Below are 25,037 nucleotides of genomic sequence, written 5' to 3'. Positions count from 1 at the left end.
TTATCGATGGATATACTTGCAACATACGGTTTTATGCTGATCATCACTGCTGCGGTAGTGGGTTTTTTAATGGCCTGGGGCATCGGTGCCAATGACGTGGCTAACGCTATGGGCACCTCTGTAGGCTCCAAGGCGCTGACCATTAAACAGGCAATTCTGATTGCCATGGTATTTGAGTTTGCCGGGGCTTATCTGGCTGGTGGTGAGGTTACCTCTACCATTCGTAAAGGCATTATCGACAGTGCCTATTTTGTGGATAGTCCGGAATTACTGGTTTACGGCATGATTGCCTCATTGTTTGCCGCCGGTATCTGGCTGGTGATAGCGTCCTGGCTCGGCTGGCCGGTTTCCACTACACACTCCATCATCGGCGCTATCGTTGGTTTTGCTGCGGTGGGTGTCAGTGCTGACGCGGTCGAATGGGGTAAAGTTGCTGGGGTTGTTGGTAGCTGGGTTATCACTCCGGCCATCTCCGGTATTATTGCCTTTCTCATTTTTATGAGTGCTCAGCGCCTGATATTCGACACCGATAATCCTTTTGCCAGCGCTAAGCGTTATGTGCCTTTTTATATGGCATTGGCGGGTTTTGTGATGGCGTTGGTGACGATCAAAAAGGGGCTTAAGCATGTCGGTCTGGGCATGGGCACGGCGGAGGGCTTTGCCCTGGCAATTGGTCTGGCGGTGGTAGTTGGCTTGCTTGGTAAGGTGGTTATTAGTCGCATCAAAATGGATGCTGCCGCCAATCGTCGCATGCAGTTTGCCAGTGTTGAGAAGGTCTTCGCTATTCTGATGGTGGTGACGGCCTGTTGTATGGCTTTTGCTCATGGTTCGAATGACGTCGCCAACGCTATCGGTCCTTTGGCAGCAGTGGTAAGTGTGGTTCAGAATGATGGCCAGATTGCCAGTAAAGCGGCATTGGCCTGGTGGATTCTGCCACTGGGTGCGGTAGGCATCGTGATGGGGCTGGCGTTGTTTGGTTCAAGGGTTATGGCGACCATAGGTAAGGGTATTACCCATCTGACCCCCAGTCGCGGTTTTGCTGCCGAACTGGCCGCCGCGACTACCGTGATTATCGCCTCAGGTACCGGGTTGCCCATCTCTACCACCCAGACGCTGGTAGGGGCTGTTCTCGGTGTGGGTATGGCCCGTGGTATTGCTGCATTGAACCTGGCCGTGGTGCGCAATATCGTGATTTCCTGGGTTGTTACTCTGCCGGTAGGTGCAGCACTGTCCATTATGTTCTTCTTTATGCTCAAAGGCATTTTTGCCTGACAGGCAGTTGATCTGCTCCCGGAAAAACTCGTTGTATATGATGCCAGTCAGCTTAGCTGACTGGCATTTTTCCTTTTAGCCAGGCTGTATTCTTTTGGTGTCAGCCCGTTCCAGCTTTTAAAGGCCCGGTTAAAACTCCGCACATCGGAAAAACCCAACGCCAGTGCTACATCCTCAATAGTCAGCTGCGCTGACAGCAGAGATTTGGCCCGATGATCCAGGACCTGCTCCTTTACCGCACGAAAGCTGGTTTGATATTCCGCCAGCTTGCGCCTTAGTGTTGCGCCACTGCAGCCTAAGTAATCAGCCACCGCATCCTGACTGCGGTAATCCGAACGAATTGCCTGTCTGACCTTTTCGAGAAAATCCTGATGTTGTTGGTTTCCCGAAGGTACCGTTATCCTTCGTTGCAACTCACCATAAACTTTGGCTGAAGTCAGGGTACCGATTTTCTGCCAGTCAAGAGGCTCTGAGGCAACAGAATTTGCATAGCGCAGGGTATAACAAGAGGCCTCAGATTTAACCGGGGTAGCATGTAGGACAGATTGCAATAATGTATGTTTAGCCGCAGGAGCCCGGCTATAGATCTTCAGCAGAGGAATATGGGATTTGTCGGGTAATAAGGCGCAGATGATGCCGTGCACATACAGCAGTACCGACTCCAGATTAAACTGGATATACTCAGACCTGGCATCAGACAGATAAGGAAATTCTCTGTCATCGATAATATAATCCAGATGCCTTTCTGATAACTCTGCCTGATTATAATTGCCACCGTGGATCACGTTGTAAGATACAGCTAATTGTTTCAGTGCGTCATTCAGATTCATGCAATGCCCCAGACTTGCCAGCACATAGTCATTAGTACCGGGTAACAGGGGGCGCTTGGACATATGCCAGGACTCGTCGCCAACTTCCAGCGCAAAGGCTTCCTGAAGTCTCAGAAAGTCTATGATTTCCAGCCCGGGTTCATCTGTTTGAATATGCAACTGTCGCATCAGGCTTGCCAAGGAAACATCCACTGACGCCATCATGGTTTGCATCAGCTCAATATTCCCGGGCGGGATGCAGGTTTTGCTCGTCACAGACCGATGCACTCCTGTCATAGTCTTGATAATTGGTTGATCAAGAATAGAGCACAAAGCGCCAGGCGGGTCAATCTGACCAAAGTACAGTGCGAACAACGCCATGTTGTTTTTTTAACTATATGGCGCTCTGGAGGCCCTGTGTGTTTCAGGGCCGTGAATGCTGAAAATCAGATGGCATTTAGCCAGTTTTTGATTTGCGCGGTTGCGGCAGATGACCAACCTAACCCCAGGTGGTTTACTGAGATAGTCGCAGAACCACCATGATTACTGATACCAGTGGCATCGACACAGCTATTTACAAAAACCACGCCATCAGAGGGGCCTGTGTGCTCATTATGGATCAGCGCGATATCTGCTTTGCTACCACACAAATTATGTACCCGTACATCCGGATCGGTGCCCGCAGCTCTGACAGTGTCTACCAGTGAGTAAGGCGTAAAAGCATCAATGCCTTGTCCGTGGGTATAATACCCCCAACCGCCATGGTAGGTTGTGTACCAATCCTGTTCTGCTACGGGCAACCCGTAAACATGATCCCATCTCTTCAACATTTGCACAGATCCGGGAAAGTAACTGGAGGCATAGCTCCATTGAGTTCCACTTTGCCAAATCCCATAACAGAGAATCGCATCATGAGCAGTTGGGCCGTTGATGACACCTCCGCATCCCGGATAAACGGCGAAAGTATGAGTCCAGCCATGACGAAAAGACCAGTCTATCCCATTATTTGGTGCGCCAAGCATAATTAATCTGCGTACATCATCCTGATAAGATGTTCCCCAGGCTTCAGCTACAGAGGAGATATACATGCGGGCATTAAACGCACTTTTCGACCAGGTCACCAGATCGACTTTTGATGCGCCGGTTTTGTTCTTAATGATATTGATCGCATTGGCTATTTGTTCGCTCCAGAAATAACCATCACCATTTTTATGAGCCAAAGATAAGGCAAATACTTTAAAGTCGTCGGCGACCAGTTCCTGCATTAAGCCAGTGCCAGGACAACTGTATTTTCCACAGCCATATGAACCTGCATCATTGGGGTTGGCCCAGGCAATATCTGCGTCCTGGTTGGCGCCATGGATTAATAATACGGGGGTTGTTTTGCCGTTAGTATTCCAACCTGGAGCATGATAAAGAAGGAACTTGTCTGAGCCTGGCTGAGAGGTGCCAAAAAACGTGGCCCGCTGTCCGGTCTGGTCACCACGACCATCACCGGGATAGTTCTCCGCTGTCAGATTGCCACTGGTATCTTTCCATCTTTCAACGAGTGTCCAGCCGTTATTTACACCACTGGTAAAACTGGATTCCAGGGTGAGGGCGGATACAGACGAAAGGTAAAATATTGAAAATAAACAAATTACTAAACTTGTTGTATGGATCTGTCTCATTTCTTTCTCCTGATTGAAAGCCGTCCTCTGGCTGAATGTCGTGACCCGGTCACAAAGTCTTAGCTGTTAACCAGATCCTCTTGTAATTGTTTGGCGAGCAGGGCTCGTGTCTGTCTGGCGACGGGTAATACACCAAAAGACAAAAACGCGTGAATCGTTCCTTGTACACAGTGATAACGACTGAGCACGCCATCCTCCCGGAGCCTGTTTGCAAACTCCCTGCCTTCATCCATAAGGGGATCGAGACCCGCCGTTATAACTGATGTAGCGGGCAGGTGGCCGAGTTTTTGCAGAAAAACCGGCGAAACTTCCGGATTATCACTACGGCTGTTGTTATCCAGATACCAGTCGCGGGTGCCATCTATAGCGTCTCTGGATAGCAGATAATCGCCATTACCATAGGTGATTCTGGACGGGTACATATGATGTGGGTTGTGTACGTCCATTACCGGATAAATCAGGTACATGGCCGCCAACCGTATTGAGGTTTTGCTGTGCAGCCGATGACTGACCGCAATGGCCAGGTTAGCGCCAGCACTGTCTCCCATAATGGCGATACGTCTGCTATCGGCTCCTAACTGCTGTGCATTGGCAAATATCCATTCCATGGCATCTGTGGCATCGTTGAGTCCTTTTGGATATTTGTGTTCCGGTGCCAGGCGGTATCCGACACTGATAAAGAGGCAGCCACTGAGACTGCATAGCTCTCTGATCAGGCTGTCGTAGCAGTCCAGATCTCCTAAAGACCAGCCTCCGCCATGCAGGAACATCACCAGCGGCATATTTTGTTGCGTTATCAACTCCGGACGATAGAGCCGGGCGGTGATGCTTTGAGTCGGGCCGTTAATTTTCAGCTCTCTTACCTGGCACTGGCTATCAATATCCCCTGCGAGGTTGAGAAACATCGCCCTGGCACCGTCCCGCGCGCTCTGGATTGCACTCTCAGGGTCGGTTTCAGGCTGCTGAATATCCGGTGTTTGTTGGTTGAACTGTGCCAATAGAGCCTGGGTATCTTTATCAATCATGTGCTTCAGAACCTGTAGGTGAAATTGACGCCAAAGGTACGGGGAGCCCCGTAATAACCCAGTTGCACGCCCGGCGAGGCGCTGAGATCAAAAGCATGATGACGGTAACGTTTGTCGGTAAGATTATTGATATACAGGCTGGCCTGCCAGTCCTGATCTGACAGGTAGTTCAGTGATAAATCCATCAGCGAGTAACCACCCTGAGCAAGGATTTCACTACTGCTGACTGTCAGGTAAGTTTTGGAGCGATAGCTGACGGAGGCGTTTAATGACAGGCTGCCGCTGGTGACGCTGTTGAACCAATATTCGAGAGCCGCACGACCATTCCACTTAGGAGCATTGACCAGCTCGCGCTGATCACTGACTTCCTGTTCAAAATCACCGATGAGCTCGTCATAGCCTCCGCCCAGATAGCCGGCATTCAGGTTCAGCGTCAGTGCATCACTGATAACAGCACTGAGTTCCATTTCACCGCCGTAAATCGTGGCTTTACCGGCATTTTCAAACAGTGATAAAAAGGCGCCGGTGTCTGCATCGATGGAGAATCGGCTTAACTGGAAGTTTTTGTAATCATTGTAAAAAGCGGCCAGGTTCAGGCGAACATTCTGCTGATTGAGCAAGGATTTTGAGCCTATTTCATAGCTCCAGAGGGTTTCCGGATCGAATGGTTGGGCAAACGACGTCAGCCGCCCATTAAAACCACCACTTTTAAAGCCTTTGCTGGCGCTGGCATAGATCAGTGTATCCGCTGAAGCCTTGTAATCGAGAACCAGTTTGGGAGAGAAATTGCTCCATTGTTGTTCTGCACTAAAACCGGTCTGACCGTAACCGACTCCGGTGCCAAAGGCAGCCTCCATTTGCTCTGCGCTGTCTATACCTGTACCGGCAAACTCTTCTCCGGCGCTGACAACCTGTTTTTTCTCTTTGGTATAGCGGGCGCCAAGGGTCAGTCCCAGGTCATCGGTCAGATCCATGTTCAGATTGGCATAGATTGCCCGGCTGGTATTTTGCTGATCCCGTTCGCCGGCGTTGATAACGGGGAAGGGCAGAAAAACATCATCACCCAATGGCACAAAAAAGTCCGGCGCAACAGCACCACCAAAGGTCAGATCATCTTCGTTGAAATAATAGAGCCCGGAGACCAGAGAAAGGTTGTCGGTGCGATATAACAACTGAAGCTCCTGACTGACCTGATGTTGATCTTCAAAATTGTAAATACCGAATGAACTGTCCGGGGTGCCATCCAGATCCAGATGGGTGCGGTATTCCATTTCCCGATAAGCGCTGATGGATTTCAGGGTAATGTTTCCGAGCTGATACTCCAGAGTCAGGGCTGCGCCACGGGTTTCAAGTTGCTCCAGATCGTTATAATTGGCATTAACTGTGAAAGGATCGCTGCCGGGCTTGCGGTAATCACCGCTGACAACAGAATAGATGGGCGTCTCCCGATGCGGTGTTCGCGAGCGATCAGGGCTGTTATCCGAGCCATCTATAACCAGATAGGCATTAAACTGTTCGCTAGGGGTGTACAAAAGGCTGCCACGCCATGCAAGGCTGTCCTTATCGTAATCTTCTTTTTCGTCAAACAGATTGTCGGCATAGCCATCGCGATCAGTTTTGGCGATAGCAAACCGCCCGGCCAGTCTGTCTTCAATCAGGGGGCCGCTTAAGCTGGCCTTGAGCCCACGCTGGTTATAGTTGCCGAGATTCAGACCCACATAACCCTCGGTCTCCTGGCCAGGTCTGGCGCTGGTGAATTTTACTGCACCGCCTATGGTATTCCGGCCATACAATGTGCCCTGGGGCCCACGCAGAACCTCTATTTGCTGAGGATCTACGACATCCAGAAAGGAGCCCTGCACACGGCCCATATAGACATCATCAAGATAAACGCCAACACCGGGATCATTAAAAGAGATGGAATCTATCTGACCGACCCCACGAATATAGATAACCGCATTGGAGGCATCGCCAACGTGTAAATTAAGATTAGGAATATGGGACTCCAGATCACCGAGATCCATAATCTGCATCTTTTCCAGCTCGCTGGCGGAAAGGGCAGTGATGGCAATGGGCACATCCTGAAGATTCTCGGTCTGACGGGTGGCGGTGACATTAATGACTTCGATACTGCGCTGCAGCTCCCGGTCTTGTTGCTGTTGTGCTATTGCCGGATGGCAACTGAGACTGCCAAGGGTTATAGCAAGAGCGGTTAACCTGAAGCTAACAGGTCGTTTAGTCTGCTGAGGCATGGATAATGCGCACATAAGGTGTCTCCATGTAAATGGTTTGTTATTCTGATGTTAGGAATCATACGTGTTGCTGAACCCTCAACAAGGACAAAACCAGTCAAAATAGGTGGGTAAAATCGCTCATAGGGCGATGGTGAGAGCCGGAATAAATCTAGTCATATTGTTCAAATTGATTAATAATAGTTTCTTAATCGTAAAAAAAGAGGTTCAGTGTTAGTGAAATGGCCCAATCTTAAGCACCTGCATTATCTGGTCACCCTTTATGAGGAGCAGCATTTTAATCGGGCGGCACAGCGCTGTTTTGTCAGTCAGTCTACCTTGAGTACGGCGATTCAGAATCTTGAGGAGCAACTGGGTTGTCAGTTGCTGGAGCGGGATCACAAGACCTTTATTTTCACCGCTTTAGGGCTTGAGATGGTGGAGCGTAGCAAAATTTTGCTGAACGGTGCCAACGAACTGGTGGAGTATGCACAAAGCGCCGGAAACTGGCAGGCCGGTAAACTGAAACTGGGTATTATTCCTACTATTGCGCCTTTTCTGCTTGAAGGACTGATTGATAAAGTCGGCCAGGCATTGCCACAGCTGAACCTGCAACTGCAGGAAAATACTACCTCAAATTTGCTTAAGGAACTGACCAGTGGAGAACTGGATCTGCTGATACTGGCACTGCCCATGGAGACACCAGGTTGCAAGCAGATGGTGATTGGCCACGATCCATTTCATCTGGTGGCTCATCCTGAAATGATGAAACAATTACCCTCGCCGCTGGATTATTCTGCACTGCCGAAGAACAGCGTATTTTTGCTGCAGCAGGAACATTGCATGACCGGTCATGCCGTAAGTGCCTGCGGACTTAAACATAAAGAGCAGGTCAGCGCGTTGGCAGCCAGTAGTTTGTTTACGCTGGTGCAACTGGCTAACAGTAAACTGGGGCTGACTTTTTTGCCTGAACTGGCGCTGAAAAGCGATATTCTTTCTCACAGCCAGCTGGTCTCCTTCCCGGCAGAAGATAAGGCCTATCGTGAGATTGGCCTGGTCTGGCGCAGCGGTACCACCAGGGTTAAGCTGTTCCGGCGTATTGCCGAGTTATTACAACCACTAATGCCTATTCCTACCCTCTGAGCGGGTTTCTTAACCACGAAAAAGCGGATTTTCACCACAGAGACACAGAGACACAGAGAGCATAGAGGTTTTCCGGCTATTGACTCCGCGACCTTTGCGGCTCTGCGAGATAAAACAAATAAAAGCAGGAAGAGCTCGCTGAGGCGCTGAGAGCGCGGAGATTTAACAGATATTTCCTCTCCGTTTTCTCTGCGAACTCTGCGTCTCAGCGGTGAATTTATTTTCTTGAAGGTCGCTGGATGCCCGATAACAACATTCGGGCATGACGAGCGGTCTTTCCCGCGGCAGTTGGCGGGAATCCAGTGCCTTTAGTGGTTAATTTTTTAATAAAAAGTTTTTTCAAAACCGGCAAACTTTTCTTCAGCAGTTAACGACTCTATAACTAAGCCAATAATCTGATCATCATAAAAAATAAAAAGGAACGGCCATAGGTGTTTTCACAAAGTGATGCCAGCCTGATTCACAAGGCGCTGGCTGGCAATAATAAAGCCTGGCTTAAGCTAATCAGGCGCTATGAACAGGCAATCTATAACTATGGTCTGCGTATGACCGGCAATGCCGATGACGCTATGGATCTGATGCAGGAGGTATTTATATCTGTGTTCAGAAACCTGGCAAGTTACCGGGCGGAGGGCAGTTTCAAAAGCTGGTTGTTTCGTATTGCTCACTTCCGCTGTGTGGAGTTTTACCGGCGCAAACGGTATCACCAGAACCTCGATGAGGGTGAGGAGTTGGTCGATCATGATGCATGTGCCAGCCAATGGACGTTTGAAACCGCCCGTAGTCGTGAGTTAGTAACGGCCATGCAAAAGCTGCCACTGGAGCAAAAGGCGGTAATAGAACTGAAATTTTTTGGTCAGTTTACCTTTGAAGAAATTGCGCAGCAGCTGGAAGTATCGACCAATACGATTAAATCCCGTTTGTACAGCGCGCTGGGGAAAATGAGAGTTTTAATGGAGGTATCCGATGTCTGACAAAGATGCACTATTTGCACTATGGCTGGAAAGACAACTGAATGCTGCCGAGCAACAGCAGTTTGATCAACTGGTGGCAGAGGATAAAGAACTGGCTGAGCGGGTGGCAACAGCCAGACATATTCGCCAGGCGGCCGATGAATACCGCCCGCAATTTGTGCCTTCATGGCAACCTCAGGCCATCGCTCACCAGCAACAGCTTTCGCAACCCTGGCGGGGCTGGCTGCCGTTATCTTTCGCCACGTCAATGCTGGCGATTGTGATGGTGCTATTGCAGGTTGAAATTCAGTGGCACGAACAGGGCATGATGATCAGCTTTGCCGGTAAAGGCCGGGAGCAGGAAATAACCAGTCAGGTGGCCAGCCGGCTGGCCGACTTTGAACAAAAACAACAACAGCAACTTGCCGACTATGTGAGTGAACTGGAACAGAGTCAGCAGCAGGCCAATATGCAACTGGCCAACTACCTGCTTAGTTCCAGTCGTACCGAGAGGCGCGAGGATTTTGCCGAACTGATCAAGTATGTCAACGAGCAGCGCAGCGATGATCAGCTCTATATCGCCCGACAACTGAATGAAATACAACAGCAGGTCTATGAAACCGCTATGCCACCAGGCCAGGAACCTGGCTCAGTGAATGAATAATGAATGAGGTAAATATGATGAACAAGACAGCAATGGCAGTGACCTTATCGGCTTTATTGTCCGGGCCAGTGGCCGCAAATACGCTAAACATGCAGGAGCTGCATCAGGAACTGGAGATTATGCAGAGCATAATGCAAACCGCCCTGGAGCAGAGCAATGCCGACGGACAATTAAAAGTGAGTGATGTGGACGCCACTTATCTTGCCGGGCAGGGGGTGGTGTTTGAACTGGTCGCCAGCAGTGGCAGCCGGATATTCCGGTTTAATTTTGGTGAGTTATTTGACGGTCTGGCACCCCGTCCGCCGATGCCGCCATCACCTGATGGTGAGCATGGAAACTTTGAAGTGAATTTTGATTTCGATGAGCAGGCCATAGAAGAGAACATCGAATATGCCATGGAGCAGGCCTCAGAAGTGTGGCAGCAGGTGGCCGAGCAAACGCAGCGACTTAAATCAGAGGTTCGGGAACTGGCCTGGGAGATGCGTGAAAGTGAGCGCAGACTGACCGATCTGAAGTTTGAAAAGCGCCACGCCGATGGTGAGCGGCTTAAAGAGATAGAGGAGCAGAGCGAAAAGCTGCGAAAGGAACTGCGTGAGCTGGAGCAAAAGAAACAGGAACTTACCGCTTCGGCACAAAAAATGGAACAGGAGAAGCGCGAACAGCTGGCACTTAAGCGTCAGGCCAGACAACAGCAATACAAAAGCTTTCTGGCCCGCTTCGAAGACACCCTTGCCGATACACTGTGCAAATATGGCAGTGGACTGAAGTCCTTGCCTCAGAACGAAAAGGTCTCTGTGGTACTCAAGGATTTCGCGCAACAGGAAGAGCGAGGCAACCGGCAGGATAAGATTTATATTTTCAGCCAGAAGGATATCAGCGCCTGTGTCACAGGTAAGCTGGATAAAGAATCCTTGCTTGGCAAAGTTAACACCTATCAGTTCTGAAGAACTCATACCCCTCTGCTCCCGATTATATTCGGGAGCAGAGGCATCCTTCATGACAAAATCGATGTAACTGGTTAAGCTAGGGAAAAGTATTCTTAACCGGAATCAATATGTCTTCAAAATCTGTAGTTATCAGTGGCAGCGGTCTGTGGACCCCGGATCACAAGATCACCAATGCTGAACTGGTAGAAAGTTATAACGCATGGGCTGAGCAATATAATCAGCAACATCATGCGCAGATTGAGCGCGGTGAGCTGACTGCCAAACCCCAATCCAGTGCCGGGTTTATTGAAAAGGCTTCGGGTATCAAAAGCCGGTATGTTTACAGCAAAGAAGGGGTGCTGGATATTGACCGCATGAAGCCGAAATTCCCCCAACGCAGCGATTACGAATTATCCCAACAGGCTGAAATCGCGCTGGCCGCGGCTAAAAAGGCGCTTCAAGCCGCCAATAAAAGCCCGGCGGATATTGGCGCGGTGATCGTATCCTGTGCCTACACGCAAAGAGCCTATCCCGCTATCGCCATTGAAGTTCAGGATGCTCTGGGGATAAAAGGTTTCGGCTTCGATATGCTGGTGGCCTGCTCAGCCGCTACCTTTGGTCTGCACCGGGCCTATGAAATGATTAAGGCGGGTACTGTAGGTGCGGTGCTGGTGATCAATCCTGAGCTGGTGTCACCACAGGTCAATTACTGCGACAGAGACAGCCATTTTATCTTTGGTGACGTGGCCACGGCCATGGTGATTGAAGGGGCGGACACAGCAAGGGGGGAGCATCAATTTGAGATCCTGGGCACCAAAGCGGTCACCCAGTATTCTAATAATATCCGTTCAAACTTTGGCTTTATGAGCCGGGCGCAGGACGTGGACCCTTATGCCCCGGATAAGCTGTTTCACCAGAATGGCCGCAGCGTATTTAAAGAAGTCTGCCCCATGGCCGCTGCTCATTTGCAGGAACATCTGCAACAATATGGTTATGTGGTTGCTGATGTGCGCCGCTGGTGGCTGCATCAGGCCAATATCAATATGAACCTGCTGATCGTGAAAAAGCTGTTGGGTCGTGATGCCAGTGCAGATGAAGCGCCTATTGTGCTGGATGAGTACGCCAACACCGCCTCAGCAGGCTCTATGATTGCCTTTAATCTGCATCATCAGGATCTGCAATCCGGCGATATCGGCGTACTGTGCTCATTTGGCGCCGGGTATTCTATCGGCTCTCTGGTGATCAGAAAGCTATAGAGCGGGCTGCGCTGGCAGGCCCGGTGGCCTGCCAATATGGTTACAGGCTGAAATGGTAATGATGCCTGCTTAGGGGCCCGGGATTACCAACCGCATAAGTGTCAACCCTCACCTGGCCTGAAGCATCTATAGTCAATACCCGGAACATCGGCGAGTGATTGCTCTCATCGGGTATTTTAGTGCGCTCCAGTGCCGGAATATGCAGATAATGAACCTGGCTGATTTGTTTGGAATGGTTCACCCTGTCCATATCCATATGTAAGTCTCCGGAGATAACTGCAGCCAGATTGGGCTGTGCAGTAACCTCAGCAAACTTTGGGTGAGTAATGCCCTTATCGGCCCGCTCAGGATACACACCGGTCTGTGCCCCATGGACCACCAGTAACACAGGTTTAGGATGCAGTTCCCTGAATTGTTCGAGGATCCAGTCTACACCCTGTTCATTAAAATCACGGCCATGATCCGGCGAGGCCATCACCAGCGCCAGTTGCTCAAACTCCAGCACATATTTGCTTGAACTGATGGTGGTTTTGCCCTGATTCCACTGATTGGCAAAGTCTAAGAATCGCTCTGTCCCATTCTCTGCGCCATGTTCCTCATTGCCCATAATGGGATAGAAAGGCAGCGTCAGCTTCTGTAGCACCGGAGTGATATTCTGGTACTGAATCATCGTGCCTTTGTGGGGCAGGTCACCCACACCCAATACAAAGTCCAGTCGTTGCTGCTTTGCCAGCAGGTTCAAATCCTCCACGGCACGGGCCAGATTGGGAAACTCTGGCAGCGGCCTGGGCTCGGCGTCGCCTAATACCGCAAAGCGCAGGGCGACTTCCGGTTTATTGTTGCTGTCAGCCAGGGCGCTGCTGATCAGCAACAGATTTGCCAGCAAGGCAGACAGCAATACTGTGAGTGGTTTCATTTTATTTCTTATCCTTTGTGTTTATGCCCCTGAGAGCAGGGGCAAACTGTCCTAACTTGCTGTTAGTGGCTCTGATCTATCAGTGCTTGTACCTGGCGCCAGTCCACCAGTTTAAAATTTTGTGGTTGCTGGGGCATACGGTTGCGGCCATCCTGTACAATCAGAAGGCCCTGTGGATAGCCGGGCAGTGCCACAGGGGTGACGGTCAGGCCGTCGGTTTCTGAAACCCCGTCGATGCCCTTGCTCAGGTCCATATCGATACGGAAGTTGGTCAGTACCGGATAACCATCCCACAGGCCATACACCACAAAGCTGTCGTTACCCTGGCTGGACACCACCAGATAGCTGGCACGCTCACCGTGATAGACTTCCATGCCTTCCACATCGTCTTTTAATACTTCGCCGACCCGGGCGATCAGCTCAGGTTCAGCAGATGGATTTGGCTCCGCTTGTACTTTCCAGATACCGGCTTTTTCTTCTCCCATATACAGCTGGCCGCTGTTGTCATCAGCGCTGCAGCCCTCAGGCTGGCTGGGCAGGCTAAACTCCCTGACCTTTTGTGCTGTGGGTTTGGGGGACGTGGCATCGATACGGTATTGCTGATAGGTGCCGTCTTTGTCATTCACAAATAAATAGCTGCCTGAGGCTGACTGGTACATACACAGGCCATAAATCTCAGTCAGATCCGTGGCGATATCCCCCATATGGCGAACCTGTTGCTGCGCATCCAGATCAAACAAGCTGATGCTGTTGGTGGTGCGGTTACTGGCCGCAATCAGGGTATTACTGTGATTATCAATGGCGCTGTGCTGACGCACATCCACATTGTTCACCCGTCCCACCTCCAGACTTTGCAGCAGCTTGCCGTCGAGGGAGTACACCATCAGTCCGGCCCGCTTATCGGTGCCCAGAATCAGGCTGTTGGCCGGGTTGTGTTGATCAATCCAGACAGCCGGATCGTCAGCGGCATCACCGAAACGCGCGACAGGGTCGGTCTGTATATCTGCGTTGAGTGTTGGCGGTCGCTTCAAGCCTGCTTGCGGCTGTGCTGCAACGTTCTCAATCGCCAGTTGCAGATAGCTGTCTTTATCTGCGTCAAACACCAGTCCGTAGAACTGGCCCAGATGCCAGTTGACACTGATGGTTTCCGGCTCCTGCAGGGTATCAATAACAAAGACCTGCTTTAAGCCGTTCTGGGGCTGAATCAGATGCAGCTGCTGAACTTCAGGGGTGGTGATCCAGATTGAGCCATCCACAGTCACAGAGACATCGGTCACTCCCCCTGTCAGTGAGCCAAAAGGGGCGGCCAGGGCGACAGGTTGGCGAACCGGGTCGGATTCCGCATCGGCACTGTATTGCCATACACCCACATTGCCCTCGACCAGATACAGCAATTGATTGTTATCATCCACTGCACAGGCCTGTACCTCAGGAACGCCGGTAAAACTGCGCACCTTCTGCGTTATGATTTGCTGGGCTTTGGCATTATAAACCATAAACTGGTGCACCTGACCCAGCGCATCGGCGGCAAACAGGGAGATATGTCCCTGTGGCTGACGGAACAGGCACAGGGCCTCAGCCTGAGCCAACTCAACAGGCAGACTGGCCTGCAGGCTAAAGACACCGCTCTGATCAAGGCTCAGTAGCTTAATATCCCCCTGTTCATTGTCGATACTGGCAACCAGAACGGTGTTCTGACCATCGAGCCGAACATCCTGACGCACTGACAGGGTCTCAAAATTACCAGCATATTCGCCGAGCTTTGTTCCTTGCTGGCCGATTAGCAACAGGCCATCGGCTTCACTGGTGAGCAACCATTTTGACTGCTGGTCGGGTAACATCAGGCCCCGTTTGCCCTTAAGCACAGGTTGGGTATAGAGCGGCGCCGTTGTCAGTACAGAATCCGGCGGCTGGTCAGTAGCACTGCAACCCGCTACAGGCAGCAGTGACATCAGTAGTATTGTGGTCAGATTTTTCATGCTTTTTCCTTTTACATGTTCCAACTGAAGCCGAGTTCGAAGGTACGGCCATACTCTTCATACTGGGCGTTGCGGCTGCGCTGATTAAAATAGGCGTAAAAGGGCTCATCAGTAATATTGATAGCGTTCAGATACAGGTGCATATTCTGGTTGATATAGTATTTTCCGGAAAAATCCACCTGCTGGTGGCTGTCTTCCATCAGCAGCATATCGCCGTCGATCTCTTCAAGATTCTCACTCTTGTGGGTCATGGTCAGGCGCAGGCTCCACTGATTATCTTCATAACCTACCGTGATATTGCCGACCCGGTCAGACTGGTTGGGTAGTGAGGTTTCGAAACGCTCACCATCAAGCAGAGTCACCGCCTCAGAATCAGAAAAGGTGGCATTAGCCGCCAGTAACAGACCGCTGTCGAAGGTTTTTACCCAGGCCAGCTCAACTCCCTGTAATGTGGCATCTTCACCATTGACGGGCTGGATCACCTCATCAAAGCCATTCCACTCGGGCAGGTTGGCGACATCAGCGAAGACAACGAAGTTACTGATGTCTTTATAAAAGTAGCCCGCCGATAATACGCCGATGCCACCGGGATAATATTCAATGGAAAGGTCGATGTTATCTGACTCGAAGGGTTTTAATTGCGGGTTGCCGACTTCGGCTTCGCGTTCGGTATCGTAACCGCCATCGTCATTCTCTTCGGTCTTGGACTCGATGATCTGAAAAGCTGCCGACTCTTCGAATTTGGGTCGGGCCACGGTCTGAGTATAGGCGAAGCGGGCTAGCAGGTTTTCATTGATGGCATAGCGCATATTCAGGCTCGGCAACAGGTAGTCGTAATCTTGCTCTACATGCCAGGGGGTATTGATCACCTGTTCAATATCGTTGAGCTCATCTTCTACCAGTTCCACCCGCTGGCCTGAGGTGCTGAAGTCAGTTTTTTCATAACGCAGGCCCGCCACAATACGCAGGTTATCCATGTCGATTTTACCCATCAGGTAAGCGGCAAAGATATCCTCCTCATTGATAAAAGATTCCCCGTTAGACTCGATCTCTGAGTCCAGTTGCGCAATCTCAAAGTCGCTGCGATTGGCATTAAAAAAGCTGCGCAGTGCGTCTTTATCTAATCCCTGACCAAAATTTCCCAGACCCCAGTCCGGCGTCTCGTCTGCGAACATACCCGGGTCAATAGCATCAAAATCACCGTCAAAGAAGGTGACATTGGTATTCTGTTGCTTTTCGCGGCTGCGATACTTGCCGCCAAATTTGATCTGTGCGGCATGGCCGGAGAAGGTCAGATCCCTGGCGATATCGACTTTAAGGCTGTATTCCTTATCTTCAGACAGGTTATTGGCAAATTCGATTTCATCCAGCTCATAGTTGCTCAGCTGTGAGACGGCGGCTTCCTGTTCAAGGTCAGGGATCTGACCGAGCAGATCTGAATTGATGTCAAAACCGTCAGTTTTAAACACATAATACAGGGCATCTGGCTCTTCTTCGGAGGATTCCGAGTACCCAGCCTGATAGCTAAACAGCCATTGTTGGCGCTGATGTTCGCCACCGGCGGTAACGGAGAAGATTTGCTGTTCCTCGAATCTGTCTTTGGACTCCCGTTCAATCTCAGAGTCGTCGCCGTCGAACACAAATACATTGGCCTGTCTGAATTCGGTGTCGGAAAACTCACTGTAAAGGGTGCGAAGATAGTACTGGTTGTTAAAATCCGGGCGATAATCGATGTTCAGCGCAGCACCTAAACGCTCGCGGTTAACCGTGTAATGGCGCTGTTCGAGTTCATCTTCACCGTTGGTTTCGATATTGTCTGAGCCAAAATCCCGGTCAGACCAGGAGACGGCGCCGGCAATGCCAAGCACATCGGCGCGGTTGCCTAAGTCGTAGCGGTTGGTGTAGCTGGCTGAGACTTTCGGACTGGTATTATCTCTTAGCTGGTTCTGGCTGGCCTGCACCGTGACGCTGGCGGACTGACCGGCGCGATCAAAGGCACTTAAGCTTTTTACCTCGATGCTGCCGCCTATAGCATCGGCATCCATGTCCGGGGTCACGGACTTGGATACCACCAGCCCTTCAACCAGTTCAGAGGGAAACACATCCAGCGCCACTGAGCGGACTCCGGCTTCCGGAGAGGGGATATTGACACCATTAACCGTGACATTGTTGAGATTAGGATCCAGCCCGCGGATCCCCACAAAGCGTCCCTCACCCTGATCCCGTTCAATGGATAAACCGGGCAGACGTTGCAGGGCCTCGGCCACGTTCTGGTCAGGAAACTGGCCGATGGCATCGGAGGAGACGATAGACTGAATGCTATCGGCGCTGCGCTGCATATTCAGGGCACCGGCCTGACCGGCACGCTGGCCGTACACCACTACATCTTCAATGGCAGTGCGGCTGTCACTTAAGGTGAACTCGCCGGTCGAGGTTTTATCGTCGGTGATGCGGATGGTTCTTGTGATCGGCGCGGTACCCAGGTAGGAGATTTCCAGCGTATAAGCACCGGCATCCAGGTTATTAAAGCGAAAGCTGCCGTCGCGGCGTGTTGTGGTGGTGAGGTTGAGCTCTTTGATGCGTACCTGAGCGCCCTCAAAATAGACCTGTCTGGCACTGTCGCTGAGCGTACCAACAAAGTTGCCCTGATCGGCGTAAGTACCGGTACTGATTAATGCGGTCAGGCAGGCGGCAGTGAGCCTGGATAATTTGTATTGCATAGCGTTGTATCCCGTTGTTGTGATTTAACTTGCTGCAGGCAAGCTAAAGATCGGGGATGACGTTTTTATGAAAGATTTGTGGCGCAGCCCAGAAAAAAGGTACTGACAGACAGGATTTTGCTGCCAAAGCCACTCAGCCTGAGCCCTTTTGACCCTCGTAAATCAGCCTGAAAACGGCAACAGGACATCTTGAACGAGCGCTTAAAGGTCCACAAACGTCATTAAGCTGTCATCTGGCTGAGCTAATCTGACCCTGATAGCAAAAAGACTCTGCAGGTATTCTGGCGGAGTCAGACATCTTATTGGGCATTGTTATGAACTTTTCACTACTAAAACTGCACCCTCGTATGTTGCTGGTGAGCTTCAGTGCTATCTCACTGGCCGTTATTCTCAGCTTTAGCCTCGGCGAGCTGAAAAGCTGGCAGCAGATTGACTGGCTGGATGTAGTCGGCGAGGGCGGTATTGTGCTGCTGACCATCGTCTGGCAATTGTTTTTATTGATCAGCCGGCCATCGGGGCGCGTAACCACTTTGCTGACTATCGGCCTGTGCTGCTTTATGTTCTCGAGTCTGCTGGATGCCCTGGACGAATTTATTCATTATCCGGAACATGCCTTATTACCTTTGTTTGAGTCGGTGCCTGCACCTTTTGGCATGATCCTGATGACCTGGGGGTTGTATCAGTGGCACCAGGAAATGCTCACTCTGAATGCCCAGTTACGTCGTCGCGAAGCGGGTGTACGCGAACATGATGAGGTGGATCTGGTCACCCGTTTGTACCGCGCTGATTATATGCGTGAGCAGATAAGCCAGTCCCTTATTCGGCATCAGGCCGGTTTTTGTGTGGCGGTGGTAGATATCGATCAGTTCGATGCATTTAACCGCCGCTTTGGTCATGGCGAAGGTGACAGGCTGTTGCGGGAAGTAGCGGAACTGATACTGATGAATGTGCGGCAGACGGATCTGGTCTGTCGCTATGCAGGTGATCGTTTTATTCTGCTGATGCCTCAGTTGCCTCTGAAACGTGCCAGTCAACAAGTACATCAGATTGCCAATGCGGTAAAACATCTGGCCTTTAAAACCGGCAACCATGCGGTCTTCCATACACTGAGCACGGCTGTGGTTGAGGCAGCAAAAAACGAGCCTTGTGATGCCCTGTTAATGCGCCTGAACCAGCAGTTGGAAAAACAAAAAGCCAGCATCCGGGAGTCAGAACGTGCGCCCCTATGTTACGCGCCAAGATAAGTTTCTACCGGCGCAGGGCCTGGCTGCCTGTATGGTGGATCTGGCCGCTCAGCGCCAGGTCAATGAGCATAAGCTGTTCCGCGGCACCGGTGTTTTCCGTGAGGATTTGCTACGCCCCGATTGCTATCTGAATCTGTCCCAGTTAATGCGGTTGATGGCACAGTTTCAGCGGCTGATGCCAGGGTATGATGCAGCGTTTCAGCTTGGCCACCGGTTGTTTCCTGACCCCAGCGCTGAGGCCAGCGCTATTCGCTATAGTCGCAACCTTTCGCAGGCGATGCGCCTGCTAAGCCGATTTCGTCTGCAACTGGCGCCCTTGTTGTTTGGCTATCGTTATCGCCATCAGGGCTTTAGCTATTTGCTGCTCAGTGATGCAGCGGGAATGGATGAGCAGCAATATCAGTTTGTGGTGGAGTTGTATTGTTGTCTGCTGGTATCGGCCAGCCGTCATTTACTGGGGCAGCGACTGCCATGCTGGTTTGAGTTTCCCTTTTCAAGGCCCAGGCATATTCAGGAATATGAGGAACATCTGGGGTTAAGGCTGGCCTTTGACAGACCTACCCTGTGTATCAGATTCGAGGAGAAATGGCTGCACCAGCCGCTGCCACAGGCAAGTACACTTCGCCGGCAGCTGGCGTTGCAACAGGTTGCAGACAAAGGCCCCGTCCGACAGACCCTGATTGAAGTGGTTTCAGGGTATTTACAGCGATACCGGCAGGCCAATCTGTTGCAGGTGGCAGAATATCTGGCCATAAGCCCGGCTACGCTGAAGCGACGGCTGAAAGAACATAATTTGCGCTTTTCCCAGTTGCAGGACAGGGTCAATATGCAGCAGGCGCTGTATCTGCTGACGGTACAGGGCCTGAACAACGAAGCAGTGGCAGAAAAACTGGCCTTTAACGATGTACCCAACTTCCGTCGCGCCTGCAAGCGCTGGACCGGCCTGACACCCAGTGAACTGAGAGCCCTGTCACCGGGATTGCCATGATCCCGCTGAGGCGCCAAGACGCAGAGAATATTAATAGTAATCTATACAAACCTCTGCGAGATAGTTCTGCTGACTGACAAAATCATAGTATCCGGCCAATCCCGGGGGAGTGATTAATCAGCCAGGCGCTGTTTCATTTCCAGGCGTTTTTTATGCAGCACTGGCTCGGTATAGCCGCTGGGCTGATTACAGCCTTCGAAAATCAGCTCAGCCGCCGCCTGAAAGGCGATGGCATTGGCAGTATCCGGCGTCATCGGAATATACTCGGGGTCGCCTTCATTCTGTTTATCTACCAGTCTGGCCATTTTTTCCAGCGATGCCTGCACCTGCTCGCGGCTGAGGATGCCATGGTGTAACCAGTTGGCGATATGCTGGCTGGAGATACGCAAGGTGGCTCTGTCTTCCATCAGCCCAACGTTGTTGATATCCGGCACTTTGGAGCAACCTATGCCCTGATGGACCCAGCGCACCACATAGCCAAGAATGCCCTGCACATTATTATCCAGCTCCTGCTGGATTTGCCCGGCGCTGAGCGTTGTGTCGGTGCTTAGCAGGGGAATCTGTAAGATCTCGTCCAGACCATCAAACTTTTCTGCTGCCAGTTGTTGTTGACGGGCAAACACATCGCACTGGTGATAATGCAGTACATGCAGTGTTGCAGCAGTGGGTGAGGGCACCCAGGCGGTATTGGCGCCCGCTTCGGGGTGGCCGATTTTGGCTTTCATCATATCCGCCATATGATCCGGAATCGGCCACATGCCTTTACCTATCTGCGCCTTGCCGGATAGTCCTGACTCAAGCCCGGCAGCCACATTGGCTTTCTCATAGGCCTGGATCCAGGCCATGGTTTTCAGTTCTGCTTTGGGGGCGAAGGCGCCAGCCAGCATGCTGGTATGAATTTCATCACCGGTTCTGTCTAAAAAGCCGGTATTGATAAAGATCACCCGCTCGCGAGCGGAAGCGATACAAGCTTTAAGGTTAACGCTGGTGCGACGCTCTTCATCCATAATCCCCATTTTCAGGGTATTGCTTTTAAGGCCTAACAAAGATTCAATCCGTGCAAACAGGGTGCTGGTAAAGGCCACCTCTTCCGGCCCGTGCATCTTGGGTTTAACGATATAGACACTGCCAGTCAGACTGTTTTTATAGCGGCCCAGACTGAGCAAATCATGTTTGGCAATCAGACTGGTGATCACGCCATCCATGATGCCTTCGGGGATTTCTTCACCCTTGTACAGAATTGCGCTGTTGGTCATCAGATGGCCGACATTGCGCACCAGCATCAGGCTGCGTCCGGGCAGACTGATACGCTCACCGGTGGGGCGGATATACTCGCGATCGGGGTGCATGCCGCGAATGCGGGTCTCACCGCCTTTACTGATTTCGGTGCTGAGATCACCGCGCATCAGCCCCAGCCAGTTTTTATACACCAGGGTTTTGTCTTCGCCATCCACCGCCGCCACGGAATCTTCGCAGTCCATAATGGTGGTCAGGGCCGATTCCAGCAGAATGTCTTTGACACCAGCAGGATCGGTCTTGCCGATGGGATGATCTTTGTCGAACTGGATCTCGGCATGTAACTGGTTGTGTTTCAGCAAAATCGCACAGGGCTGGCTGATATGACCACGATAGCCGGTATAGCCTGAAGGGTCTTTTAAGTTACTGGTGTTGCCATCGCTGAGCGTGACCACCAGTTGGCCACTGCGGATGTCATAGGCCACAGCCTGTTGGTGTGAGCCCGCAGCCAGTGGTGCAATGGTATCCAGCCAGGCTCTGGCCCAGGCCACCACTTTTTGCCCGCGCACCGGATTATAGGCACCGCCTTTCTCGGCACCGTCAGTTTCGGGGATCACATCGGTGCCATAAGCGGCATCATACAGGCTGCCCCAGCGCGCATTAGCAGCGTTAAGTGCGTAACGGGCATTATTGATCGGTACCACCAGTTGCGGCCCGGCCATGATGGCGATTTCCGCATCCACATCAGCGGTGCTGATCTGGCTGTCATCAGGCTGGGGTTGCAGATAGCCAGTGTCCTGCAGGAAGGATTTATAGTGCGCCGCATCTAATTGTTGATGCTGGCGATGATAGTCATCAATCTGTTGTTGCAGTTGCTTACGTTTTGCCAGCAGTGCTTTGTTTTGCGGTATCAGGTCGGCACAGATCTGCTCAAATCCCTGCCAAAAGACTTCTTTGTCCACATGGGTGCCGGGCAGAGCCTGTTGATTAATAAATTCAAACAATCCGGCATCGATATTTAACTGGCCTTGCTCGATTCGATCTGGCATGGGGAAGTCCTCTTGTTGCATGGGCGGTGACATAAGTATGCTCACCTTTTAGAAACTGGTCCTGCCAGTCTAGCCACCCCACCGCCTTTTGTTGAGTTTATGAAGTCTATCTTCACTATTCATGGAGGTGATGATCGGTGAAGTGTGGTAATGTAGGTCGGGATTTATCCTGACAACGGCGCTGCGATGGCATTTATTTGTCGGGCTGAAGCCCGACCTACCGCTCACCCCAACTCCTTCGCTATCTCAATAATCAATCTGCGCAGCCAGATATGTCCGGCATCGTGCTGTAGCAGGGCGCTCCAGGCCATTTTCAGGGCAATAGGCGGAATATCAAAAGGCGGTTCCAGGATCACCATATTGGGATCGTCTTTATGAATACTGGCGGCGCGGGTTGGCAGGGTGGCCACCAGATTCTGCTCCCGCGCCAGCTGCAAGGCTACATGATAATGGCGGGTAAACACGCGGATACGGCGCTTTTTACCCAGTTTGGACAGCTCCAGATCCACCCAGCCGAGTTTCTGCACTTCATTGGGATCAATCCCCACACCCACACCAAAGCCGGTTTTACTGACCCAGATATGCTGGGCACTTAAATACTTATCCAGGGTAAAGTCTTTCACCACCGGGTTGAGTTTGTTGACCACACAGGAAAAGGTGTCGTACCACAATACCTTCTGATGAAAAGACAGTGGCAATTCTTCAAAGCGGTTGATGGCCATATCCACTTTGCCATGCTCCACATCATGGAAGGTCACATCGCTGGGAGTGATCACATCCAGGGTAATACCCGGTGCCTGCTGGTTGAGCTGGCGTACCACCTCTAACAGCAGGGTGGACTCGGCATAGTCACTGGCCATAATGCGAAAGGTGCGCTCTGAGGTTTTAGGATCAAACTCTGTTTGCGGCTGGATCGCTGATTCCAGCTTGGATAGCGCGTCTCTGACCACAGGTTGTAACTGCAAGGCCCGCTGGGTTGGGGTCATGCCCTCGCTGGTGCGTACCAGAATGGGATCAGCCAGCAGATCACGCAGGCGCTTCAGGCCATTACTCATGGCCGGCTGGGTGATACTGAGCTGATTGGCAGCACGGGTGACGCTGCGCTCGCGCATCAGCACATCGAAATACACCAGTAAGTTCAGGTCCATTTTGGATATATTCATAAATAAAATACCGAATATGAATTTTATAAATTGGTTGAATTATAGGGTGTCTGGCTATGCTTGTCAGCAACAGATTCGCCGGGAGGTTTGCCCTCGGCAGGAAAATAAATCTGATTCACAACAAGTTTGAAAGCATTACGCCAGCGGCGTTAAATACCGGAGAAACCCTATGTCAAGCTATCAACAGGATATCGAACAGTTCAGACAATTGCTGAAAGAGCGTCAGACCTGGAACGCCATTAACCCTGAATATGCGGCACGTATGAAAGCCCAGAACCGTTTTCAGAGCGGTCTGGACATTGCCCGCTACACCGCCGGTATTATGCGCCGCGATATGGACGAATATGATGCCGATCCTGCCAGTTACACACAGTCCCTGGGGTGCTGGCATGGCTTTATCGGCCAGCAGAAGATGCTGTCGATTAAAAAACACCATGGCAACACGAATAAGCGCTATTTATATCTCTCCGGCTGGATGATCGCCGCTCTGCGCAGTGAATTCGGTCCTTTACCTGATCAGTCAATGCACGAAAAAACTTCGGTACCGGCATTGATCGAAGAACTGTATACCTTCCTGCGCCAGGCCGATGCCCGCGAGCTGGGACATCTTTTCCAGGCGCTGGATCAGGCCAATGCAGCAGGTGATATGGTTAAAGCCCAGGGAATTCAGCGTGAGATCGATAACTATCAGACCCACGTAGTGCCCATTATTGCCGATATCGACGCCGGTTTTGGTAATGAAGAAGCCACCTATCTGCTGGCGAAGAAGATGATCGAAGCCGGCGCCTGCTGTATTCAGATAGAAAATCAGGTTTCCGATGCCAAGCAGTGTGGTCACCAGGACGGTAAAGTGACGGTGCCCCATGAAGATTTCCTGGCCAAGATAAACGCCGTGCGTTATGCCTTTCTGGAACTGGGAGTGGAAGAGGGCGTGATTGTGGCCCGTACCGACTCACTGGGCGCCGGTCTGACGCAAAAGGTACCTGTATCGAAAGAGCCGGGCGATCTGGCGTCACAATATACCGCTTTTCTGGAAACCACGCCGGTAAATGGCGTCGAGGATCTGGCCGAGGGCGACACCGCCATGAAGATCGATGGTAAGCTGGTTAAGCCTGTGCGTCTGCCCAATGGCCTGTATAAATTCAAAGCCGGCAGTGGTGAAGATCGCGTGGTGCTGGATTGCATCACCAGTTTGCAAAACGGTGCCGACCTGTTGTGGATTGAGACCGAAAAGCCGCATATCGGTCAGATTGCCGGTATGGTCAACCGCATCCGCGAGGCAGTACCTAATGCCAAACTGGTGTATAACAACTCGCCGTCATTCAACTGGACCCTAAGCTTCCGCCAGCAGATCTTCGATGCCTGGAGCGAGCAGGGTAAAGATGTCAGCGCTTATAACAGAGAGAATCTGATGAGCATTGAATACGACTTATCAGAGCTGGCGCAGGAAGCCGATGCCAGGATTCGCAGCTTCCAGGCTGATGCGGCCAGAGAGGCGGGTATCTTCCATCATCTGATTACCCTGCCTACTTATCACACTGCGGCCTTGTCGACGGATAATCTGGCTAAAGGATACTTCGGTGACCAGGGCATGCTGGCGTACGTGGAAGGGGTTCAGCGTCGCGAAATCCGCGAGGGGCTGGCCTGTGTTAAACACCAGGATATGGCAGGCTCTAACCTTGGTGACGATCATAAGGAGTATTTCAGCGGTGAGCAGGCGCTGAAGGCCTCCGGTGACAATAACACCATGAATCAGTTTGGCTAAACAGCTCTCAAAGGGGTTATTGAAAAAA

Annotated in this window: 18 protein-coding genes; 9 read left to right on the top strand and 9 right to left on the bottom strand. The window is 51.3% G+C overall.

Annotated features, from left to right (window positions below; all coding sequences use genetic code 11):
• The first annotated feature begins 6 nt into the window (after window positions 1-6).
• Window positions 7-1,272, top strand: a complete 1,266-nt coding sequence (locus tag AT746_RS14725) for an inorganic phosphate transporter (RefSeq protein WP_062481607.1) — start codon at window positions 7-9, stop codon at window positions 1,270-1,272.
• A 47-nt stretch (window positions 1,273-1,319) separates the two neighbouring features.
• Here the strand turns inward: AT746_RS14725 and AT746_RS14720 are convergent, their stop codons facing one another.
• From AT746_RS14720 to AT746_RS14705, 4 genes are all read right to left on the bottom strand, one after another.
• Window positions 1,320-2,357 (bottom strand): AraC family transcriptional regulator, encoded by a 1,038-nt coding sequence (locus tag AT746_RS14720; RefSeq protein ID WP_197414268.1) that lies wholly within the window; start codon window positions 2,355-2,357, stop codon window positions 1,320-1,322.
• A 170-nt stretch (window positions 2,358-2,527) separates the two neighbouring features.
• A complete protein-coding gene (locus tag AT746_RS14715) occupies window positions 2,528-3,751 on the bottom strand; it encodes an esterase/lipase family protein (protein WP_062481601.1) in 1,224 nt (407 codons plus the stop codon).
• 59 nt (window positions 3,752-3,810) lie between these two features.
• On the bottom strand, window positions 3,811-4,776 hold the full coding sequence (locus AT746_RS14710; protein WP_062481599.1) for an alpha/beta hydrolase: 966 nt from the start codon (window positions 4,774-4,776) through the stop codon (window positions 3,811-3,813).
• 5 nt (window positions 4,777-4,781) lie between these two features.
• The gene (locus tag AT746_RS14705; protein ID WP_062481596.1) at window positions 4,782-7,043 is read right to left on the bottom strand and encodes a TonB-dependent receptor; all 2,262 of its coding nucleotides are present in this window, start codon (window positions 7,041-7,043) and stop codon (window positions 4,782-4,784) included.
• 201 nt (window positions 7,044-7,244) lie between these two features.
• Between AT746_RS14705 and AT746_RS14700 the strand changes: the two genes are divergently transcribed.
• The 5 genes from AT746_RS14700 (at window position 7,245) to AT746_RS14680 (ending at window position 11,949) form a co-directional block, all read left to right on the top strand.
• Window positions 7,245-8,150 carry a hydrogen peroxide-inducible genes activator gene (locus AT746_RS14700; RefSeq protein WP_062484268.1) on the top strand — a complete coding sequence of 302 codons (906 nt, stop codon included), beginning with the start codon at window positions 7,245-7,247 and terminating at the stop codon, window positions 8,148-8,150.
• A gap of 431 nt (window positions 8,151-8,581) precedes the next feature.
• Window positions 8,582-9,124 carry an RNA polymerase sigma factor gene (locus AT746_RS14695; RefSeq protein WP_062481593.1) on the top strand — a complete coding sequence of 181 codons (543 nt, stop codon included), beginning with the start codon at window positions 8,582-8,584 and terminating at the stop codon, window positions 9,122-9,124.
• On the top strand, window positions 9,117-9,767 hold the full coding sequence (locus AT746_RS20095) for a hypothetical protein (protein WP_062481592.1): 651 nt from the start codon (window positions 9,117-9,119) through the stop codon (window positions 9,765-9,767). Before AT746_RS14695 ends, AT746_RS20095 begins: the two co-directional genes overlap by 8 nt.
• Before the next feature lie 14 nt (window positions 9,768-9,781).
• Entirely contained in the window at window positions 9,782-10,711 is a 930-nt protein-coding gene (locus AT746_RS14685; protein WP_156413711.1) for a hypothetical protein, read from the top strand.
• Between the two features lie 110 nt (window positions 10,712-10,821).
• Entirely contained in the window at window positions 10,822-11,949 is a 1,128-nt protein-coding gene (locus AT746_RS14680) for a beta-ketoacyl-ACP synthase III (protein WP_062481587.1), read from the top strand.
• 40 nt (window positions 11,950-11,989) lie between these two features.
• Here the strand turns inward: AT746_RS14680 and AT746_RS14675 are convergent, their stop codons facing one another.
• The 3 genes from AT746_RS14675 to AT746_RS14665 form a co-directional block, all read right to left on the bottom strand.
• Window positions 11,990-12,865: a metallophosphoesterase family protein gene (locus AT746_RS14675; RefSeq protein WP_062481584.1), complete on the bottom strand. Its 876-nt coding sequence runs from the start codon at window positions 12,863-12,865 to the stop codon at window positions 11,990-11,992.
• Window positions 12,866-12,927: 62 nt separating this feature from the next.
• A complete protein-coding gene (locus AT746_RS14670; protein ID WP_062481581.1) occupies window positions 12,928-14,844 on the bottom strand; it encodes a phytase in 1,917 nt (638 codons plus the stop codon).
• An 11-nt stretch (window positions 14,845-14,855) separates the two neighbouring features.
• Window positions 14,856-17,564, bottom strand: a complete 2,709-nt coding sequence (locus AT746_RS14665; RefSeq protein WP_062481578.1) for a TonB-dependent receptor — start codon at window positions 17,562-17,564, stop codon at window positions 14,856-14,858.
• Between the two features lie 314 nt (window positions 17,565-17,878).
• Here AT746_RS14665 and AT746_RS14660 point away from each other — a divergent pair, with 314 nt between their 5' ends.
• On the top strand, window positions 17,879-18,808 hold the full coding sequence (locus AT746_RS14660) for a GGDEF domain-containing protein (protein ID WP_062481575.1): 930 nt from the start codon (window positions 17,879-17,881) through the stop codon (window positions 18,806-18,808).
• Window positions 18,780-19,796, top strand: a complete 1,017-nt coding sequence (locus tag AT746_RS14655; RefSeq protein WP_062481572.1) for a helix-turn-helix domain-containing protein — start codon at window positions 18,780-18,782, stop codon at window positions 19,794-19,796. Before AT746_RS14660 ends, AT746_RS14655 begins: the two co-directional genes overlap by 29 nt.
• 113 nt (window positions 19,797-19,909) lie before the next feature.
• Here the strand turns inward: AT746_RS14655 and AT746_RS14650 are convergent, their stop codons facing one another.
• Window positions 19,910-22,081 (bottom strand): malate synthase G, encoded by a 2,172-nt coding sequence (locus AT746_RS14650; protein ID WP_062484266.1) that lies wholly within the window; start codon window positions 22,079-22,081, stop codon window positions 19,910-19,912.
• A gap of 224 nt (window positions 22,082-22,305) precedes the next feature.
• Window positions 22,306-23,244, bottom strand: coding sequence for a LysR family transcriptional regulator (locus tag AT746_RS14645; protein WP_062481569.1), 939 nt, complete (start codon window positions 23,242-23,244; stop codon window positions 22,306-22,308).
• 169 nt (window positions 23,245-23,413) lie between these two features.
• On the opposite strand from AT746_RS14645, the gene AT746_RS14640 reads away from it, so the two are divergent.
• Entirely contained in the window at window positions 23,414-25,009 is a 1,596-nt protein-coding gene (locus AT746_RS14640) for an isocitrate lyase (RefSeq protein WP_062481566.1), read from the top strand.
• The last annotated feature ends 28 nt before the right edge of the window (window positions 25,010-25,037 follow it).

Origin of the sequence: Lacimicrobium alkaliphilum (assembly GCF_001466725.1) — a bacterium.
Lineage (GTDB): Bacteria > Pseudomonadota > Gammaproteobacteria > Enterobacterales > Alteromonadaceae > Lacimicrobium > Lacimicrobium alkaliphilum_B.
The sequence above is the reverse complement of the archived record's forward strand: the minus strand, read 5'-3'. Positions and strand labels throughout refer to the sequence as shown.

Bases quoted from the DNA above. Each gene is read 5' to 3' on its own strand.
- AT746_RS14675 (WP_062481584.1), bottom strand. From the start codon at position 12,865: ATGAAACCACTCACAGTATTGCTGTCTGCCTTGCTGGCAAATCTGTTG.
- AT746_RS14710 (WP_062481599.1), bottom strand. From the start codon at position 4,776: ATGATTGATAAAGATACCCAGGCTCTATTGGCACAGTTCAACCAACAA.
- AT746_RS14725 (WP_062481607.1), top strand. From the start codon at position 7: ATGGATATACTTGCAACATACGGTTTTATGCTGATCATCACTGCTGCG.
- AT746_RS20095 (WP_062481592.1), top strand. From the start codon at position 9,117: ATGTCTGACAAAGATGCACTATTTGCACTATGGCTGGAAAGACAACTG.
- AT746_RS14715 (WP_062481601.1), bottom strand. From the start codon at position 3,751: ATGAGACAGATCCATACAACAAGTTTAGTAATTTGTTTATTTTCAATA.
- AT746_RS14680 (WP_062481587.1), top strand. From the start codon at position 10,822: ATGTCTTCAAAATCTGTAGTTATCAGTGGCAGCGGTCTGTGGACCCCG.
- AT746_RS14685 (WP_156413711.1), top strand. From the start codon at position 9,782: ATGATGAACAAGACAGCAATGGCAGTGACCTTATCGGCTTTATTGTCC.
- AT746_RS14660 (WP_062481575.1), top strand. From the start codon at position 17,879: ATGAACTTTTCACTACTAAAACTGCACCCTCGTATGTTGCTGGTGAGC.
- AT746_RS14705 (WP_062481596.1), bottom strand. From the start codon at position 7,043: ATGTGCGCATTATCCATGCCTCAGCAGACTAAACGACCTGTTAGCTTC.
- AT746_RS14645 (WP_062481569.1), bottom strand. From the start codon at position 23,244: ATGAATATATCCAAAATGGACCTGAACTTACTGGTGTATTTCGATGTG.
- AT746_RS14670 (WP_062481581.1), bottom strand. From the start codon at position 14,844: ATGAAAAATCTGACCACAATACTACTGATGTCACTGCTGCCTGTAGCG.
- AT746_RS14640 (WP_062481566.1), top strand. From the start codon at position 23,414: ATGTCAAGCTATCAACAGGATATCGAACAGTTCAGACAATTGCTGAAA.
- AT746_RS14650 (WP_062484266.1), bottom strand. From the start codon at position 22,081: ATGCCAGATCGAATCGAGCAAGGCCAGTTAAATATCGATGCCGGATTG.
- AT746_RS14665 (WP_062481578.1), bottom strand. From the start codon at position 17,564: ATGCAATACAAATTATCCAGGCTCACTGCCGCCTGCCTGACCGCATTA.